The following is a 15,250-nucleotide window of genomic DNA, read 5'->3' as shown; positions in this document are numbered from 1 at the left end:
ACGCCTGCCGTCCCGGGCCATAGATTTCGCCCATGGGCGACACCATCGACACCAAGGCTCAGGCGGACGACCGGCGCATCCGGATGGGCGAGCGCCTGCGCGCGATCCGCCACGAACAGGGCCTGACGCTCGCCGACGTGGCGGCCAGGTCCGGCCTCGCGGTCTCCACCGTCTCCAAGGTCGAGCGCGGCCGCATGGCGCTCACCTACGACCGCTTCACCCAGCTCGCCGACGGGCTCGGCGTCGATCTGGCCGAGCTCTTCACCGAACACGGCACGCGCTTCCAGCCGGGTCAGGTCGCGGTGTCGCGCCGGGGCGAGTTCGCCCTGCATGTCACCGAGAACTACGTCTACGAGATGCTGTTTGCGGACGTCTGGAACAAGGCGATGGTGCCGATGCTCGGCACGCTGCAGCCCTACGAGAAGATGAACTTCGAACGCTTCGTCAGCCACGCCGGCGAGGAATTCCTGCTGGTCCTCGACGGCAGCCTGACCGTCTATTTCGAGGACCGCCCGCCGGAGGTTCTGGCGGCCGGCGACAGCGTCTACTTCGACAGCCGCCGCGGCCATCTCTACGCCTCGGCCGGCGCCGAGCCGGCGCGCATCCTGGTCGTCTGCACCAAGATCGGCGGATAGCCCGACCGGCGGGCCCCCTCGGACGTCAGCCGCGGCCGACGTCCACGTAGGTGAAGCCGTGCCGCTCCACCTCGGCGCGGCGGTAGACGTTGCGCAGGTCGACGAACACCGGCACCCGGACAAGCTCCTTCAGCCGCGGCAGGTCGAGCGCCCGGTAGGCGTCCCACTCGGTGACCAGCACGATCGCGTCGGCGCCCTCGACGCACTGGTAGGCCGTGTCGGCGTAGTCCAGGTCCGGCAGCACCGCCCTCGCCTGCTCCATCCCCTCCGGATCGTGTCCGCGGACGATGGCACCGGCCTCGCGCAGCGCATCGGCGATGGCGATCGCCGGGCTCTCGCGCATGTCGTCGGTGTTCGGCTTGAAGGTGAGGCCGAGCAGCGCCACCGTCTTGCCGGCGACCGAGCCGCCGCAGGCCTTGACGATCTTGCGCGCCATGCGGGTCTTGCGCTCCTCGTTCACCGCCACGACGCTCTCCACGATCCGGCAGGGCACGTCGTACTCGCGCGCCGTCTCCACCAGCGCCCGGGTGTCCTTGGGAAAGCAGGAGCCGCCGAAGCCGGGGCCGGCGTGCAGGAACTTGGTGCCGATGCGGTTGTCGAGACCGATGCCGCGCGCCACCTCCTGGACGTTCGCGCCGGTCCGCTCGCACAGGTCCGCCATCTCGTTGATGAAGGTGATCTTGGTCGCCAGGAACGCGTTGGAGGCGTACTTGATCAGCTCGGCGGTGCGCCGGCCCGTGTAGATCACCGGCGCCTGGTTGACGAACAGCGGCCGGTAGACCTCCGCCATCACCTCCTTGGCGCGCTCATCCTCGACGCCGATGACGATGCGGTCGGGACGCTTGAAGTCCTCGATTGCCGCGCCTTCGCGCAGGAATTCCGGGTTCGACACCACCGACACGTCGAGGTCCGGTCGTGCCTCGCGCATGATCCGTTCCACCGCGTCGCCGGTGCCCACCGGCACCGTCGATTTGGTGACGACCACCGTGTAGCCGTCCACGTGCCGCGCCACCTCTTCCGCGGCCGCGTAGACGAACGTCAGGTCCGCGCGTCCATCGCCGCGCCGCGACGGCGTGCCGACCGCGATGAACACCACGTCGGCCTGCGCCACGCTCTCGGCCACCTCGGTGGTGAAGAACAGCCGCTCTTCGGTCTGGTTGCGCACCACGTGCTCTTCCAGCGCCGGCTCGAAGATCGGGATCTCGCCGCGCTTGAGCCGGGCGACCTTGTCCGGATCGGTGTCGACGCAGGTGACGATGTGGCCGAAATCGGCAAAGCAGGCGCCGGAGACGAGGCCGACATAGCCGGCGCCAATCATGGTGATGCGCATGGGAGACACGTTCCGCGGCTGGGCCGATGTCGCAGGAGCATCGGGAGGGATGCGACGTTCGATGGCCGCTTTCTTGCCCCCCCGACCGCATCCATGCAAGCCGCGAAGTCGGCCGGCTCATCCGCGCCAGGGCCCGCGAACGGGCGAAAGCGCACGAGCGGCGCCGCGCCTCCCGTGGTCCGGCCCGGATCAGAGCGCCGGCGCGTCGACCTCGTCGTGGTCGAGGATCCACGGCTCGTCGACACCCTGGGCGGCCCAGCGTGCGAACGACGGCAGCGCCAGCACCGCGTCCATGTAGGCGCGCGTCTCCGGCGTCACCTGCCAGCCGTATCGGTCGAGGCGGGCGACGACGGGCGCGTACATCGCGTCGGCGGCGGAGAACGCGCCGAACAGGAACGGCCCGCCCGCCCCGAATCGGGCGCGGCAGTCGGCCCAGAGCTCCTGGATGCGGGCGACGTCCCTCAGCCCCTCCGCCCCGCCCCAGTCGCGGAAGGCGAAGCGCTTGCGCAGGTTCATCGGGCAGGCCGAGCGCAGCGCGGCAAATCCGGAGTGCATCTCGGCCGAGACCGACCGGGCGACCGCGCGCGCGTCCGGGTCCGCCGGCCAGACGCCGCGATCGGGAAAGCGCTCGGCGAGCGTCTCCATGATCGCCAGCGAGTCCCACACCGACAGATCGTCGATCAGCAGGCACGGCACCCGCCCCGACGGGGAATGGCGGGTGATCCGCGCCTTGGTGTCGGGCTGGTCGAGGGGGATCAGGATCTCGTCGAAGTCGATCCCCAGCTCGCTCATCAGAAGCCATGGCCGGAGCGACCAGCTCGAGTAGGCCTTGTTGCCGATCACCAGTACGACGCTCATCCGCATCTCTCCCCACCGTCGTGTCCGGCGGCGAGTGTCCCGCGCAATGGCCGCGCCGTCCAATGGAGCTTTGTGATGCGTCGCACGCGCGGCGCTGATGGGTCGCGCGGCCCGGGCGGCCTACCCGGCCGGGCCCGGCACCAGCGCCGGCGTCTTGCCGGTCAGCCGGTAGGCGATCAGCGACAGCCACTCGCGCACCGCGAGGTTGGTCTTGAACAGCCCGAACGCCATCGACTGGGTCCAGCCGTAAGGGTCCGCGCCGCCGGCGGTCCGGTAGTCGACCGGCCACGGCACCAGCCCCGTCCAGCCGGCCGTCTCCATCACGCCCATGGTGCGCGGCATGTGCCAGGCGGAGGTCACGACGATCCAGCTCTGCCCCGGCCGCGGGTCGAGGAGAAGCTTGAGGAACACGGCATTCTGCCAGGTCGACCCGGCCCGGTCCTCGATGCGGATCCGGTCGCGCGCCACGCCGAAGCTTTCGAACAGCCCGGCGGCGAACTCGGCGTTGCCGGTCCGGCCGTCCCTGCCCGGCGGTCCGTTGGAGATCGCCACCAGCGCGCCCGGATAGCGCCGCGCCAGGTCAGCCACCGCGATCAGCCGGTCGGCGCCCTCGTTCACCTCGGGGATCTGCCGGGTGCGGGCGATGCCGGCGTCGATCGCCCCGCCGAACACCAGGATCCCGGTCGGACCGCCTTCCGGCGGCGTGCCCCTGGCATAGCGCTCCTCGAGCGGATGCAGCAGCAGCGTCGACAGCGGCGCGAAGCCGGCCAACACGAAGCCGACCGTGCCGAGCGCCACCAGCGCGATCCCCATGCGCCGCCAGTTCGCCACCAGGCAGCCGAGCCCGAGGAACAGGATCAGCACCAAGAGGTTCGACGGCCGCAGCACGAAGAAGACGAGCTCGGAGAGAAGGTCGGGCATGGGACGCTAGCTCACCCCGACTTCAGGTGTCCCACTCCGGCTCACCCGCCATCCGCACGATGCGGCCGTCCGGGCGCTTCAGCGCGAAGATCTTCGCCATCTCGTCGTCGGTCAGGCTGAACCCGTCGGCGCCGAGATTCTCCTCCAGCCGTTCCGGGCTGGCGGTCTTCGGGATGGCGATGACGCCGTCCTGCTGGATCAGCCAGCGCAGCAGCACCTGGGCGGGCGTGCGGCCGTGCGCCTCGGCGATCTCCGCCACCACCGGCTCGTTAAGGATCGTGCCGCGCCCGAGCGGGCTGTAGGCCGTCACCGACAGGCCGTGTCGGCGGCAGGCCTCCAGCACCGGCGCCTGGTCCAGGTGCGCGTGGTACTCGACCTGGTTGGTGGCGAGCGGCGCCTCGCTCGCCGCCACCGCTTCCTCGACCAGCTTGACGGGGAAGTTGGCGACGCCGATCGCCCGGGCCAGGCCGCGGGTGCGCACCTCGTTGAGCGCGCCGATCGCCTCCTGGGTGGAGACGTCGTTGCTCGGCCAGTGGATGAGATAGAGGTCGAGATAGTCGAGGCCGAGCCGCTTGAGGCTTTCCTCGGCGGCGTGCTGGAGCGCGCCGTCGCGCAGGTGCGAGGACCACACCTTCGAGGTCACGAAGACGTCCTCGCGCGGCACCCGGGCGGCGCGGATGCCGCGGCCGACCGCTTCCTCGTTGTCGTACATTTCGGCGGTGTCGATGTGGCGGAAGCCGGCGCCCAGCGCAGCGGCGACCATGCGCTCGCACTCGCCGTCCTTGAGGCGCCATGTGCCGAATCCGATGGCGGGGATGTCCACCCCCGCGGCGGTGACCATGTGCATGAAGGACCTCGTCTGGTCTTGAGAATCGGAAGCGCCGGGCGGGTCCGTCGACGGGCGCCGCCCCGTGCTGCTTGCCTCGGTATCCACCGCCACGCCCCCGGGAGGGCGATGGCGTCCAGAGTTCTGAACCCGTTCGCGGACCCGCGCCGCGGCGCCGGCCCGAGGCGCGTCCGGCCTCAGCGCTCGGGGGCGAGCGCCGTGCCGTCGACGAAGCCGACCTTGCCGTTCCAGCCGATCTCGCAGGCGCGCTCGTCGAGGAGCGCCCGCCAGGTGGCCGGCGACCCGAACTGCCATTTGCCGAACGGCATCTCCGGGCGGCACCAGCGCAGGACGATGCCGTCCGCGCCCTTGGGAAGCGTGGCGACCGGTCCGGCACCGGCCTCGATCGCCGAACGAAGCACGGTGTCGCCCCGCGCCGAATAGGTCATGTCGTAGGGGCTGGGCGACTGGGCCGCCGCCGGGCCCGCCATGACCGGCAGGATGCCGATCATGCAGGCCGCGGCGAGGAAGGCGGGACGCATGGCGCCCGTCACCCGATCTCGGTGGCCGTCTGCACGACCTTGCCGACGAGGCCGTAGGCGATCGCCTCGTCCGGACCCATCCAGTAGTCGCGGTCGGTGTCCTTGGCGATCCGCTCGATGGGCTGGCCGGTGGCATCGGAGAACATCTTGTTCAGCCGGTCGCGCATCTTGATCATCTCGCGCGCCTGTATCTCGATGTCCGTCGCCGCACCGCCGGCGCCGCCGGACGGTTGATGCAGCAGGAAGCGGGTGTTCGGCGTGCAGTAGCGCCGCTCCTTCGGCACCGACACGTAGATCAGCGCACCGGCGGAGGCGACCCAGCCCATGCCGAGGATGTTCACCTTCGGCGCGATGAAGCGGATCGTGTCGTGGATCATGTCGCCCGATTCGACGTGGCCGCCCGGCGAGGAGACGATCAGGTTGATCGGCTCGTTCGACACATGGGCGAGCGCCAGCAGGCGCTGGGTCACGTCGCGGGCCATGTCCATCGACACCTGCCCGATCACCATCACGGTGCGGGCGTCGAACAGGTGCTTGTCGACCGGGATCGACTGCTGCGCCTTGATCTTCTCCTCGTCCTCGTCGTCGTCGAGGCGGGGCTCTGTCACGTAGGCCTGAGGCATGTTGGTCCAATCCGGTGTGGGAAAGTCGGTGAAGCGCACCGAGGGTGGCGCGAAACCGTTGTCGTGTCGTGCTGTCGTTTTGTAGTGCCCCCGATGTCGTCACGCAAACCCCCCGCGTCAATGCTGGGTCTGCACGGCCACCCGTTTCCCCGCATCCGCGGGATTTCCAGGCCGCGTCCCTCCGTCCCGCCCGGCTCCTGCAGCCCCTCTCAAACTGCCGCGACGACCGGCGCCTCCCGGCAACGGCCGGTTTCCGGATGATGAGCCGGCTAACTTCCGGACGAAAAAAGGGCGCGCACCGCTTCCGGTGCGCGCCCTGATCGGTCGGTGCCGATGCCCGGGACGCGGGTCCCGCGACCGGCCGTGGTCGCTCAGCCCATCGTCGGGATGACGAACTCGGCGGAGTCCTTGATGCCCGAGGGCCAGCGCGAGGTGACCGTCTTCGTCTTCGTGTAGAAGCGAATCGAGTCCGGGCCGTGCTGGTTGAGGTCGCCGAAGCCCGAGCGCTTCCAGCCGCCGAAGGTGTGGTAGGCCAGCGGCACCGGGATCGGCACGTTGACGCCGACCATGCCGACGTTGACGCGCGCAGTGAAGTCGCGGGCGGCGTCGCCGTCGCGGGTGAAGATCGCCACGCCGTTGCCGTACTCGTGGTCGCTGGCGAGCGCCAGGCCTTCCTCGTAGTCCTTGGCGCGGACGACGGAGAGCACCGGGCCGAAGATCTCTTCCTTGTAGATGCGCATGTCCGGGGTCACCCGGTCGAACAGGCAGCCGCCCATGAAGAAGCCGTTCTCGTAGCCCTGCATGGTGAAGCCACGGCCGTCGACGACCAGCTCGGCGCCCTCTTCCACGCCGAGATCGACGTAGCCCCGCACGCGGTCGAGCGCCGCCTTGGTGACGAGCGGACCGTAGTCGGCGTCGGCATCGCTGGAGAGCCCGATCTTCAGCGCGTTCACCTTCGGGACCAGCGTCTCCATCAGCCGGTCGGCCGTCTGCTCGCCCACCGGCACCGCCACCGAGATGGCCATGCAGCGCTCGCCGGCCGAGCCGTAGCCGGCGCCGATCAGCGCGTTGGCGGCCTGCTCCATGTCGGCGTCCGGCATGACGATCATGTGGTTCTTGGCACCGCCGAAGCACTGGGCGCGCTTACCGTGCGCGGCCGCCGTCGCGTAGACGTACTGGGCGATGTCGGAGGAGCCGACGAAGCCGACCGCCTTGATGTCCGGATCGGTGAGGATCGCGTCGACCGATTCCTTGTCGCCGTTGACGACGTTGAGGATGCCGGCCGGAAGCCCCGCCTCCATCATCAGTTCCGCCAGCCGGATCGGCACGGACGGATCGCGCTCGGACGGCTTCAGGATGAAGGCGTTGCCGCAGGCGATCGCCGGCGCGAACTTCCACATCGGGATCATCGCCGGGAAGTTGAACGGGGTGATGCCGGCGACCACGCCGAGCGGCTGGCGCAGCGAGTACATGTCGATCGCCGGGCCGGCGCCGTCGGTGAACTCACCCTTCATCAGGTGCGGCACGCCGATCGCGAACTCGGCGACCTCGAGGCCGCGGATGATGTCGCCCTTGGCGTCGGGCACAGTCTTGCCGTGCTCGGACGACAGCAGCTCGGCCAGCTCCTCCATGTTCTGGTTCAGGAGATCGACGAACTTCATCATCACGCGGGCGCGGCGCTGCGGGTTCGTCGCGGCCCACTTCGGCTGCGCCTGGACCGCGTTGGCGACTGCGGCGGCGACTTCCGCCTTGGTGGCCAGCGACACCTCGGCCTGCACCTCGCCGGTGTTCGGGTTGTAGACCGGCGAGGTCCGCCCCGAGGTTCCGGCAACGGTCTTGCCGCCAATGAAGTGTCCGATCGTACGCATTCTATCTCTCCTTGATCCGGCCCCGACGGGTGACGCCCGAAACGGCCTCCATCGGAAAATATCGATAATCTGCTGGCCTCATAGCGCAGCTCGCCGCGTCGAGAAAGGCCAAGCTGCGCAGGGCAGCTTCTCGCAAACGTGATCGTCGGGGTCCGGACTCCCTCGCTGCGCCGGCTCGGATCGCCATGTGTCCAGCGCATTGCCTCTGTTAGAGTTGGACGCATTCTAAGGCAGCAAGAGGGAACTGATAGATGAGAACGTTGGCGATCGGACTTGCGGTGGCGCTCGGCGCCTCCTTCGCGCTGTCGACGACAGCCAGCTGGTCGCAGCAGGCCCTCACGGGCACGGCGGCCATCGAGAAGCGCCAGGAGCTGATGAAGTCCGCCGGCCGCGCCACCAAGGCCGCCGGCCAGATGGTCAAGGGCGAGACCGCCTGGGATGCCGCCGCCGCGGAAGCCGCCATGCAGACGCTCGTCGACGTCGGAACCCAGTTCCCGATGCTGTTCCCCGACGATTCCAAGACCGGCGGCAAGACCGAGGCCGCGCCCGCCATCTGGGAAGACAAGGCCGATTTCGAAGCGCACGCCGCCTCGCTGGCCACCGATGCCGAAGCGGCGAAGATGGCGGCCGCCGGTGGCCTCGACGCCTTCAAGCCGGCGTTCGGCAAGGCCGCGGGCAACTGCCGCAGCTGCCACGAGACGTTCCGCACCGACTGAGACCGGCTCGGCTGGCGCGCCATGGCAACCTGTCGGCCAGGCGCGCCGACCCGAACTGCCCCCCTGTTCGGCCAGCAAGGGTCTGGGTTTGGCCAGCAGACCGGCTGGTTCGGACACGTGCGTTCCGGTACGGATCCGGCCGATCCGAACGGACAAGACTGACGCAACCGCGGAGCAAGCATGCGGCGCATCCTCCTCGTCCTGATCGCACTGGTGCTCATCGGCGCGGCGGCGTTCTGGGTGCTGACCGCGCCCACCACGCTCGCCTCGGCCGACCTGCCCGACCACACGCCCGACCTCGGCAACGGCGAGACGCTGTTCTGGGCGGGCGGCTGCGCGTCGTGCCACGCCGCGCCCGGGGCCAAGGGCGACGACCTGATGAAGCTCGGCGGCGGCGCCGAGCTCGGGTCGCCGCTGGGGGCCTTCACCGTCCCCAACATTTCCCCGGACGAGGCGACGGGCATCGGCGGCTGGTCGACCGTCGATTTCGTCAACGCGCTGCGCTTCGGCGTCTCACCGCAGGGCGAGCACTTCTATCCGGCCTTTCCCTACGCCTCCTACCAGCACATCGCGCTGGAAGACCTGATCGACCTGAAGGCGTTCATGGACACGCTGCCGGCCGTCGACAACCGCGTCGCCGCCACCGCCCTGCCGTTTCCGTTCTCGATCCGGCGCGGCATCGGCCTGTGGAAGCGCCTCTACGTGGCCAACCCCGGCTTCACGCCCGATCCCGCCTTCTCCGAGACCGAGAATCGTGGCGCCTACCTGGTCACCGGGCCGGGCCACTGCGGCGAGTGCCACACGCCGCGCACCCTGTTCTTCGGCATGGACACCAGCCGCTGGCTCGCCGGCGCGCCGGCGCTCGAGGGCACCGGAACGGTTCCGGACATCACGCCGGGCGGCAAGGAGATCAGCGGCTGGAGCGCCTCCGACATCGCCTACTACCTGGAATCCGGCTTCACCCCCGACTACGACGTGGTGGGCGGCGCGATGGCCGGGGTCCAGAAGAACTGGGCGCATGTGCCTGCAGCGGATCGCGAGGCGGTGGCCGCCTACCTGAAGGCGATCCCGCCTTTGCCGGCCGGCGACTGAGCCGCCCGGTGACGGTCGCATGACGGTCCCGTTGCATCCTGTGATTATCTAAAGGAAACTCGACGCTCGGCCGCCGCGGCCGGGCCCGCGGCCCGGTGGCGGAGGCTCCTCGACGGGGATCGTGCGACCAACGTGCGGCCCCTCTTCCTTCCAGAGCCCGTGGAGTGATCCATGACCTTCCGCCGCCTCCTCGTCTCCGCCGCCATCGCGACCGCCCTGGCCGCCGGCCCCGCCATCGCCAAGGACTGGAAAGAAGTCCGCATCGGCACCGAAGGTGCCTATCCGCCGTTCAACACGCTGACCTCCGATGGCAAGCTCGAGGGCTTCGACATCGACATCGCCAACGCGCTCTGTGACGAGATGAAGGTCAAATGCACCTTCGTCACCCAGGACTGGGAAGGCATGATCACCGCGCTGAAGGCCAACAAGTACGACGCCATCATCGCCTCCATGTCGATCACCGACGAGCGCAAGCAGGAGGTCGCCTTCACCAACAAGTACTACAGCACGCCCCCCGCCCTGGTGGTGCCGACGGGTTCCACGCTGACCGAGGCCACCCCCGCCAGCCTGAAGGGCAAGACCATCGGCGCCCAGGCCTCCACCACCTTCGCCAACTACGTCGAGGAGAAGTTTCCCGACGCCAACCTGAAGCTCTACCCGACCGCCGAGGAGTACAAGCTCGACCTCCAGAACGGACGCCTCGACGGCGCGGTCGACGACGTCGTGGTCATCGACGAATGGGTGAAGGGCAAGGACGGCACCTGCTGCAAGATCGTCTCGACGCTGCCGGTCGATCCCGCCATCTTCGGTGAAGGCATCGGCATCGCCATCCGCAAGGGCGACACGGACCTGGTCGAGATGTTCAACAAGGCGATCGCCGCGATCCGCGAGAACGGCACCTACAAGAAGATCAACGACAAGTATTTCGAGTTCGACGTCTACGGCGACTGACGCCCGGCCCTCGATCCGCCGCGACGGGCCCGCCTCGGCGCCGGTCCGTCGCGGCGCCGAGGCCGGCTGAACCGGCCTTCGCCGGCCGTTGCCCCGGCCGGGACCGCACAGGCCCGCTTCTTGCTTTCCGACAAGCCAGGCCCTCACGAGAGCGCAAGCCCCCATGCCCGACTGGCTCCATCTTCTCTCGTTCGGTCCCGGAGGCTGGGGCGCCCAGATCGCCGCGGGCGCCCTGGTCACGGCCGGGCTGGCGCTCGCCACCCTGCCCTTCGGGCTGCTGCTCGGCTTCGTGGTGGCGCTCGCCAAGAACTCCAGCGAGCCGTCGCTGCGCTCCGCCGCCGGCATCTACACCACGGTGTTCCGCGGCCTGCCCGAGCTTCTCACGCTGTTCCTGATCTATTTCGGCGCCCAGATGCTGCTGCAGCAGGCAGCCTCGCTGTTCACCGACCAGCAGGTCCAGATCAGCGGCTTCGTCGCCGGCATGATCGCCCTCGGCCTCGTCTTCTCCTCCTATGCGAGCGAGGTCTTCCTGTCGGCCTTCAAGGGCATCCCGACCGGCCAGTACGAGGGCGCGGCCGCCCTCGGCCTGCCGCGCGGCAAGACCATGCGGCTGGTGATCTTCCCCCAGCTGATCCGGCTGGCGCTTCCCGGCCTCTCCAACCTCTGGCTGGTGCTCCTGAAAGACACCGCGCTGGTCTCCGTCATCGGCATCCAGGACGTGCTGCGCCAGGCCGGCGTCGCCGCGCGGGTCAGCAAGGAGGCCTTCCTGTTCTTCGGCGTCGCCTGCCTGATCTACCTGGTGTTCTCCATCATCTCGTCGGTCGGCATCTCGCGCATCGAGCGATGGGCCGAGCGGGGGATGACGCGCTGATGGGCCTCCTGTCGCTCGCCCGCCCCGGAACGCCCGCCCGCCCCTGGACCTCGGCGCGTATTCTCGGCAACGCGCTCCTGGCGCTGTGGATCGTGTTCGGGCTCGCCACCGCCTACTTCCTGATCAACGCCTCCGGCATGGCCTTCCTCGGCCGCTACGGCCAGAAGCTGCTCGACGGCTTCGTCGTCACCATCCAGCTGGTGGTGCTGTCGCTGGTGATCGGCGCGGCGCTGTCGATCCCGGTCGCCTTCGGCCGGATGTCGAAGAACCCGGTGATCGGGGCGATCGCCTTCGGCTACTCCTACTTCTTCCGCGGCACGCCGCTGATCGCCCAGGCGTTCCTGTTCTATTACGGCGCCGGCAGCTTCAGCGCCGAACTCAGATCCATCGGCGCCTGGTGGATCTTCCGCGACGCCTTCACCTGCGCCGTCTTCACCTTCGCGCTCAACACCTCCGCCTACCAGGCGGAGATCCTGCGCGGCGCCATCCGCAGCGTGCCGAAGGGGCAGTTGGAGGGAGCCCGGGCGCTCGGCCTGCCGCGTGCCGTGATCTTCCTGCGGGTGATCCTGCCCCAGGCCTTCATCATCGCGCTGCGCCCCTACGGCAACGAGATCATCCTGATGGTGAAGGGCTCGGCCATCGCCTCGATCATCACCGTCTACGACCTGATGGGCGAGACCCGGCGCGCCTTCTCGCGCTCCTTCGACTTCCAGGCCTACATGTGGGCCGCCCTCCTCTACCTCTCGATCGTGGAGACGGTGAGCCGCATCTGGACGGTGCTGGAACGGCGGTTGACCCGCCACCTGAACCGCTCCACACAATCGGCAAAACCGAGCGCCACCGACCAGGAGGCCGCCGCCGGACGACCGGACGCGACCGTCGACTAGGGCCTTCCGATCGGGTGGTCACACCGGATCGATCAGAAACGGCTCCAGACTCAAACCCTTGAGCACTTCCTTTGCGGTCGGGTCGCGTCGATCCGAACGGCAAAGGCTCAGGCGCCGACTGACTGCCCGAGTGTCCCCCAAGCGCGCCTGTCCACCGGTCGGCCGCACGCCACCACCCATGCAGGTTCCGACATGCCCGACCGCAGACCTGAGAGAGCGCCCTACCCCGAGACCGTCGCCGTGCAGGCGCTCGGCCGGATCGACCGGGTCACCGGCGGCGTCGTGCCGCCGATCCAGCCCTCGACCACCTTCGTGCGCGGGGCCGACTACAGCCCGATGGTCCCGGGCAACATCTACGCCCGCGACGACGCGCCGACCGTGCGCGAAGCCGAAGAGATCATCGCCGCCCTGGAGAAGGCCGCCGTGGCGCGGCTGTTCGCCTCCGGAATGGCGGCGATCGCGACGCTGCTGCGCGCCGCCGCGAGCGGCCCGGTGGTCATGCAGAAGGGCATCTACTACGGCACCCAGATGTTCGCGATCCGCGCGCTGGCCGACAAGGGCGTCGACGTGCGCTGGTTCGAGGCCGACCGGCTCGAGACCCTGTCCGAGGCGCTGGCCGACGGCACGCCGACGCTGGTCTTCGGCGAGAGCCCGTCGAACCCGTGGCTGACGGTCCTCGACATCGCCGCCGCCGCGAAGATCGCCCATGCCCACGGCGCCAGGCTCGCCGTCGATTCCACCGCCGCCACCCCGATCGTCACCACGCCGCTGACGCTGGGCGCCGACTACGTCATCCACTCCGCCACCAAGTCGCTCAACGGCCACTCCGACGTGCTGGCCGGCGTCATCGCCACCAACGACGTCGACTCGCCCCTCTGGGCCGCGATCTGCCGCGAGCGGCACGATGCCGGCGCCGTGCTCGGCCCCTTCGAGGCGTGGCTGCTGATCCGGGGCATGCGCACGCTTGGCGTCCGCGTTCATGCCGCCTCGGCCAACGCCAGCGCGATCGCCGGCTTCCTGGCCGGCCACCCGGCGGTGGTGACCGTCCGCTATCCGGGGCTCGTCGATCATCCCCAGCACGCCATCGCCCGCCGCCAGATGACCGGCGGCTACGGCAGCCTGCTCTCGTTCGACGTCCGCGGCGGCACCGAGGCCGCCCTCGGCACCGCCGGCCGCCTCAAGCGGATCATCCGCGCCACCTCGCTCGGCGGCATCGAGAGCCTGATCGAGCATCGCCGGTCGGTCGAGGATCCGATGACCAACATGCCGGGCGGCCTGCTGCGGCTGTCGGTGGGCATCGAACACGTCCAGGACCTGCTGGACGATCTCGGGCATGCGCTTGCCCCCTATGCCTGACAGCCGGCCCGCCACCGATTAGGCTCCCCCGACACGCACCCGCCGGACCGGACGATCCGGCGTCGTCACACATCGCAAGCAGGAGACGCGTCATGGCCAAGGTCGCCTTTATCGGGCTCGGAGTGATGGGCTATCCGATGGCAGGACACCTCAAGACCCGCGGCGGGCACGACCTCACCGTCTACAACCGCACCGCCGCCAAGGCCGAGAAGTGGGTGGCCGCGTTCGGTGGCACGGCCGCGCCGACGCCGATGGAAGCGGCCGACGGCGCCGACTTCGTGTTCATCTGCGTGGGCAACGACGACGACCTGCGCGAGGTGACGCTGGGCGACGACGGCTGCTTCCAGGGGATGAAGGACGGCACCGTCGTCATCGACAACACCACCGCCTCGGCCGAGATCGCCCGCGAACTCGCCGCAGAGGCAGACCGGCGCGGCTGCGCCTTCCTGGATGCCCCCGTATCGGGCGGCCAGGCGGGCGCGGAAAACGGCGCGCTGACGGTGATGGTGGGCGGCGACGCGGACGTGTTCGCCAGGGCGCGGCCGGTGATCGACGCCTACGCCAAGATGGTCGGCCACATGGGCGCGGCCGGCGCCGGCCAGCTCACCAAGATGGTCAACCAGATCTGCATCGCCGGGCTCGTCCAGGGCCTGTCGGAGGCGATCAACTTCGCCGGCAAGGCCGACCTCGACGTGGAGAAGGTGATCGGCGTCATCTCCAAGGGTGCTGCCCAGTCCTGGCAGATGGAGAATCGCTGGCAGACGATGCGCGACGGCACCTTCGACTTCGGCTTCGCCGTCGACTGGATGCGCAAGGACCTGGCGATCTGCCTGGCCGAGGCCAACCGCAACGGCGCCCAGCTGCCGGTGACCGCCCTCGTCGACCAGTTCTACGGCGACGTCCAGGCAATGGGCGGCAAGCGCTGGGACACCTCCAGCCTGATCGCCCGGCTGGATCGGAAGTGACCCGCGGCGGGCTTTAGCTCTTGGCGACAAAGCATTGGCAATGCGCGGTTATTTCGCGCCTTATCCGCCGCAGGGCACCTGCCGGCCACGTTTCAGCGGCCGCTCCTCACACTCCGCTCATTCCCGCGAAAGCGGGAATCCATACGGGGTCGGCTTTCGCCACTGGCGGTGATGGGAACGCTCAGGCGTTTGACTCTGGTGCGCTGCTCCCGCCTCTGGCGCCCTGCCACGCAGGGGCTGCCGGTCAGGCCCCATGGATTCCCGCTTTCGCGGGAATGAGCGGAGGGAATGGCAGATCGCGGCGTTTCGCCCTCGGATGTCGAGAGCCGAGGGCCCGCCTACTGGCCGGGCGTCCAGGCGTCGTAGTCGCCGGTGGCCGCCGGGCGGTGCGGGTCTTCCTGCAGGATCGAGCCCTTCGGCCGGTAGGCGGCCGGCGTGCCGGTCATGTTCGGCTTGAACGGCTTTTCCCAGGAACGCGCGGTGTAGGTCGTCTCGCTCGGGGCCGGCACGTCCTTGTGGTGGATCCAGCCGTGCCAGCCGGCCGGGATCTTCGTCGCCTCGGCGAGGCCGTTGTAGATCACCCAGCGCCGCTGGAAGCCGAGCGTCGGATCGATCTTGCCGCCGCGGGTGCGGAAATAGCGGTTTCCGAACTCGTCCTCGCCGACGAATTCCCCGGCCATCCTCGTATGAAGCCGCGTACCGATGGTCGCCGAGTTCCACCAGGTGAACATGTCGAGGAAAAAACGTTTCAGCACGGCATTGGCCTCTGTCGAACGTGGCCGGTTCTCGCCCGCCGGCTCGGGTCAGTC

At 69.3% G+C, this 15,250-nt stretch carries 16 protein-coding genes; 8 read left to right on the top strand and 8 right to left on the bottom strand.

Annotation, left to right across the window (positions count from 1 at the left end; all coding sequences use genetic code 11):
• Window positions 1–32 precede the first annotated feature (32 nt).
• A complete protein-coding gene (locus ACSSVZ_RS16915) occupies window positions 33–635 on the top strand; it encodes a helix-turn-helix domain-containing protein (RefSeq protein ID WP_453971857.1) in 603 nt (200 codons plus the stop codon).
• 25 nt (window positions 636–660) lie between these two features.
• Here the strand turns inward: ACSSVZ_RS16915 and ACSSVZ_RS16910 are convergent, their stop codons facing one another.
• The 7 genes from ACSSVZ_RS16910 to ACSSVZ_RS16880 all read right to left on the bottom strand — a co-directional run bounded on the left by ACSSVZ_RS16910 (window position 661) and on the right by ACSSVZ_RS16880 (window position 7,603).
• The gene (locus ACSSVZ_RS16910) at window positions 661–1,965 is read right to left on the bottom strand and encodes a UDP-glucose dehydrogenase family protein (RefSeq protein WP_453971855.1); all 1,305 of its coding nucleotides are present in this window, start codon (window positions 1,963–1,965) and stop codon (window positions 661–663) included.
• A 189-nt stretch (window positions 1,966–2,154) separates the two neighbouring features.
• Window positions 2,155–2,823, bottom strand: coding sequence for a glutathione S-transferase family protein (locus ACSSVZ_RS16905; protein WP_453971853.1), 669 nt, complete (start codon window positions 2,821–2,823; stop codon window positions 2,155–2,157).
• A 120-nt stretch (window positions 2,824–2,943) separates the two neighbouring features.
• Window positions 2,944–3,744, bottom strand: coding sequence for a YdcF family protein (locus ACSSVZ_RS16900; RefSeq protein ID WP_453971852.1), 801 nt, complete (start codon window positions 3,742–3,744; stop codon window positions 2,944–2,946).
• A gap of 22 nt (window positions 3,745–3,766) precedes the next feature.
• Window positions 3,767–4,591: an aldo/keto reductase gene (locus ACSSVZ_RS16895; protein WP_453971851.1), complete on the bottom strand. Its 825-nt coding sequence runs from the start codon at window positions 4,589–4,591 to the stop codon at window positions 3,767–3,769.
• Between the two features lie 176 nt (window positions 4,592–4,767).
• Window positions 4,768–5,112 (bottom strand): hypothetical protein, encoded by a 345-nt coding sequence (locus ACSSVZ_RS16890; protein ID WP_453971849.1) that lies wholly within the window; start codon window positions 5,110–5,112, stop codon window positions 4,768–4,770.
• Between the two features lie 8 nt (window positions 5,113–5,120).
• Window positions 5,121–5,735, bottom strand: coding sequence for an ATP-dependent Clp protease proteolytic subunit (locus ACSSVZ_RS16885; RefSeq protein WP_453971847.1), 615 nt, complete (start codon window positions 5,733–5,735; stop codon window positions 5,121–5,123).
• Between the two features lie 371 nt (window positions 5,736–6,106).
• Window positions 6,107–7,603, bottom strand: coding sequence for a CoA-acylating methylmalonate-semialdehyde dehydrogenase (locus tag ACSSVZ_RS16880; RefSeq protein WP_453971846.1), 1,497 nt, complete (start codon window positions 7,601–7,603; stop codon window positions 6,107–6,109).
• 251 nt (window positions 7,604–7,854) lie between these two features.
• Here ACSSVZ_RS16880 and ACSSVZ_RS16875 point away from each other — a divergent pair, with 251 nt between their 5' ends.
• The 7 genes from ACSSVZ_RS16875 to ACSSVZ_RS16845 all read left to right on the top strand — a co-directional run bounded on the left by ACSSVZ_RS16875 (window position 7,855) and on the right by ACSSVZ_RS16845 (window position 14,441).
• On the top strand, window positions 7,855–8,319 hold the full coding sequence (locus ACSSVZ_RS16875) for a c-type cytochrome (RefSeq protein WP_453971845.1): 465 nt from the start codon (window positions 7,855–7,857) through the stop codon (window positions 8,317–8,319).
• A gap of 180 nt (window positions 8,320–8,499) precedes the next feature.
• Window positions 8,500–9,411, top strand: coding sequence for a c-type cytochrome (locus ACSSVZ_RS16870; RefSeq protein WP_453971844.1), 912 nt, complete (start codon window positions 8,500–8,502; stop codon window positions 9,409–9,411).
• A gap of 171 nt (window positions 9,412–9,582) precedes the next feature.
• The gene (locus ACSSVZ_RS16865) at window positions 9,583–10,362 is read left to right on the top strand and encodes an ABC transporter substrate-binding protein (protein ID WP_453971843.1); all 780 of its coding nucleotides are present in this window, start codon (window positions 9,583–9,585) and stop codon (window positions 10,360–10,362) included.
• Window positions 10,363–10,525: 163 nt separating this feature from the next.
• Complete coding sequence (locus tag ACSSVZ_RS16860; protein WP_453971842.1) at window positions 10,526–11,233, top strand: ABC transporter permease; 708 nt, start codon at window positions 10,526–10,528, stop codon at window positions 11,231–11,233.
• On the top strand, window positions 11,233–12,120 hold the full coding sequence (locus tag ACSSVZ_RS16855; RefSeq protein ID WP_453971840.1) for an ABC transporter permease: 888 nt from the start codon (window positions 11,233–11,235) through the stop codon (window positions 12,118–12,120). The genes ACSSVZ_RS16860 and ACSSVZ_RS16855 overlap by 1 nt, the downstream gene beginning before the upstream one ends.
• 192 nt (window positions 12,121–12,312) lie before the next feature.
• A complete protein-coding gene (locus ACSSVZ_RS16850) occupies window positions 12,313–13,476 on the top strand; it encodes a trans-sulfuration enzyme family protein (protein WP_453971838.1) in 1,164 nt (387 codons plus the stop codon).
• Window positions 13,477–13,568: 92 nt separating this feature from the next.
• Window positions 13,569–14,441, top strand: coding sequence for an NAD(P)-dependent oxidoreductase (locus ACSSVZ_RS16845; protein WP_453971837.1), 873 nt, complete (start codon window positions 13,569–13,571; stop codon window positions 14,439–14,441).
• A gap of 338 nt (window positions 14,442–14,779) precedes the next feature.
• Here ACSSVZ_RS16845 and ACSSVZ_RS16840 read toward each other — a convergent pair whose 3' ends face one another.
• Window positions 14,780–15,193 carry an NADH:ubiquinone oxidoreductase subunit NDUFA12 gene (locus ACSSVZ_RS16840; RefSeq protein ID WP_453971915.1) on the bottom strand — a complete coding sequence of 138 codons (414 nt, stop codon included), beginning with the start codon at window positions 15,191–15,193 and terminating at the stop codon, window positions 14,780–14,782.
• Window positions 15,194–15,250 lie beyond the last annotated feature (57 nt).

The organism is Amorphus sp. MBR-141, from assembly GCF_053628695.1.
This window is presented reverse-complemented; position numbering and strand designations above follow the sequence as displayed.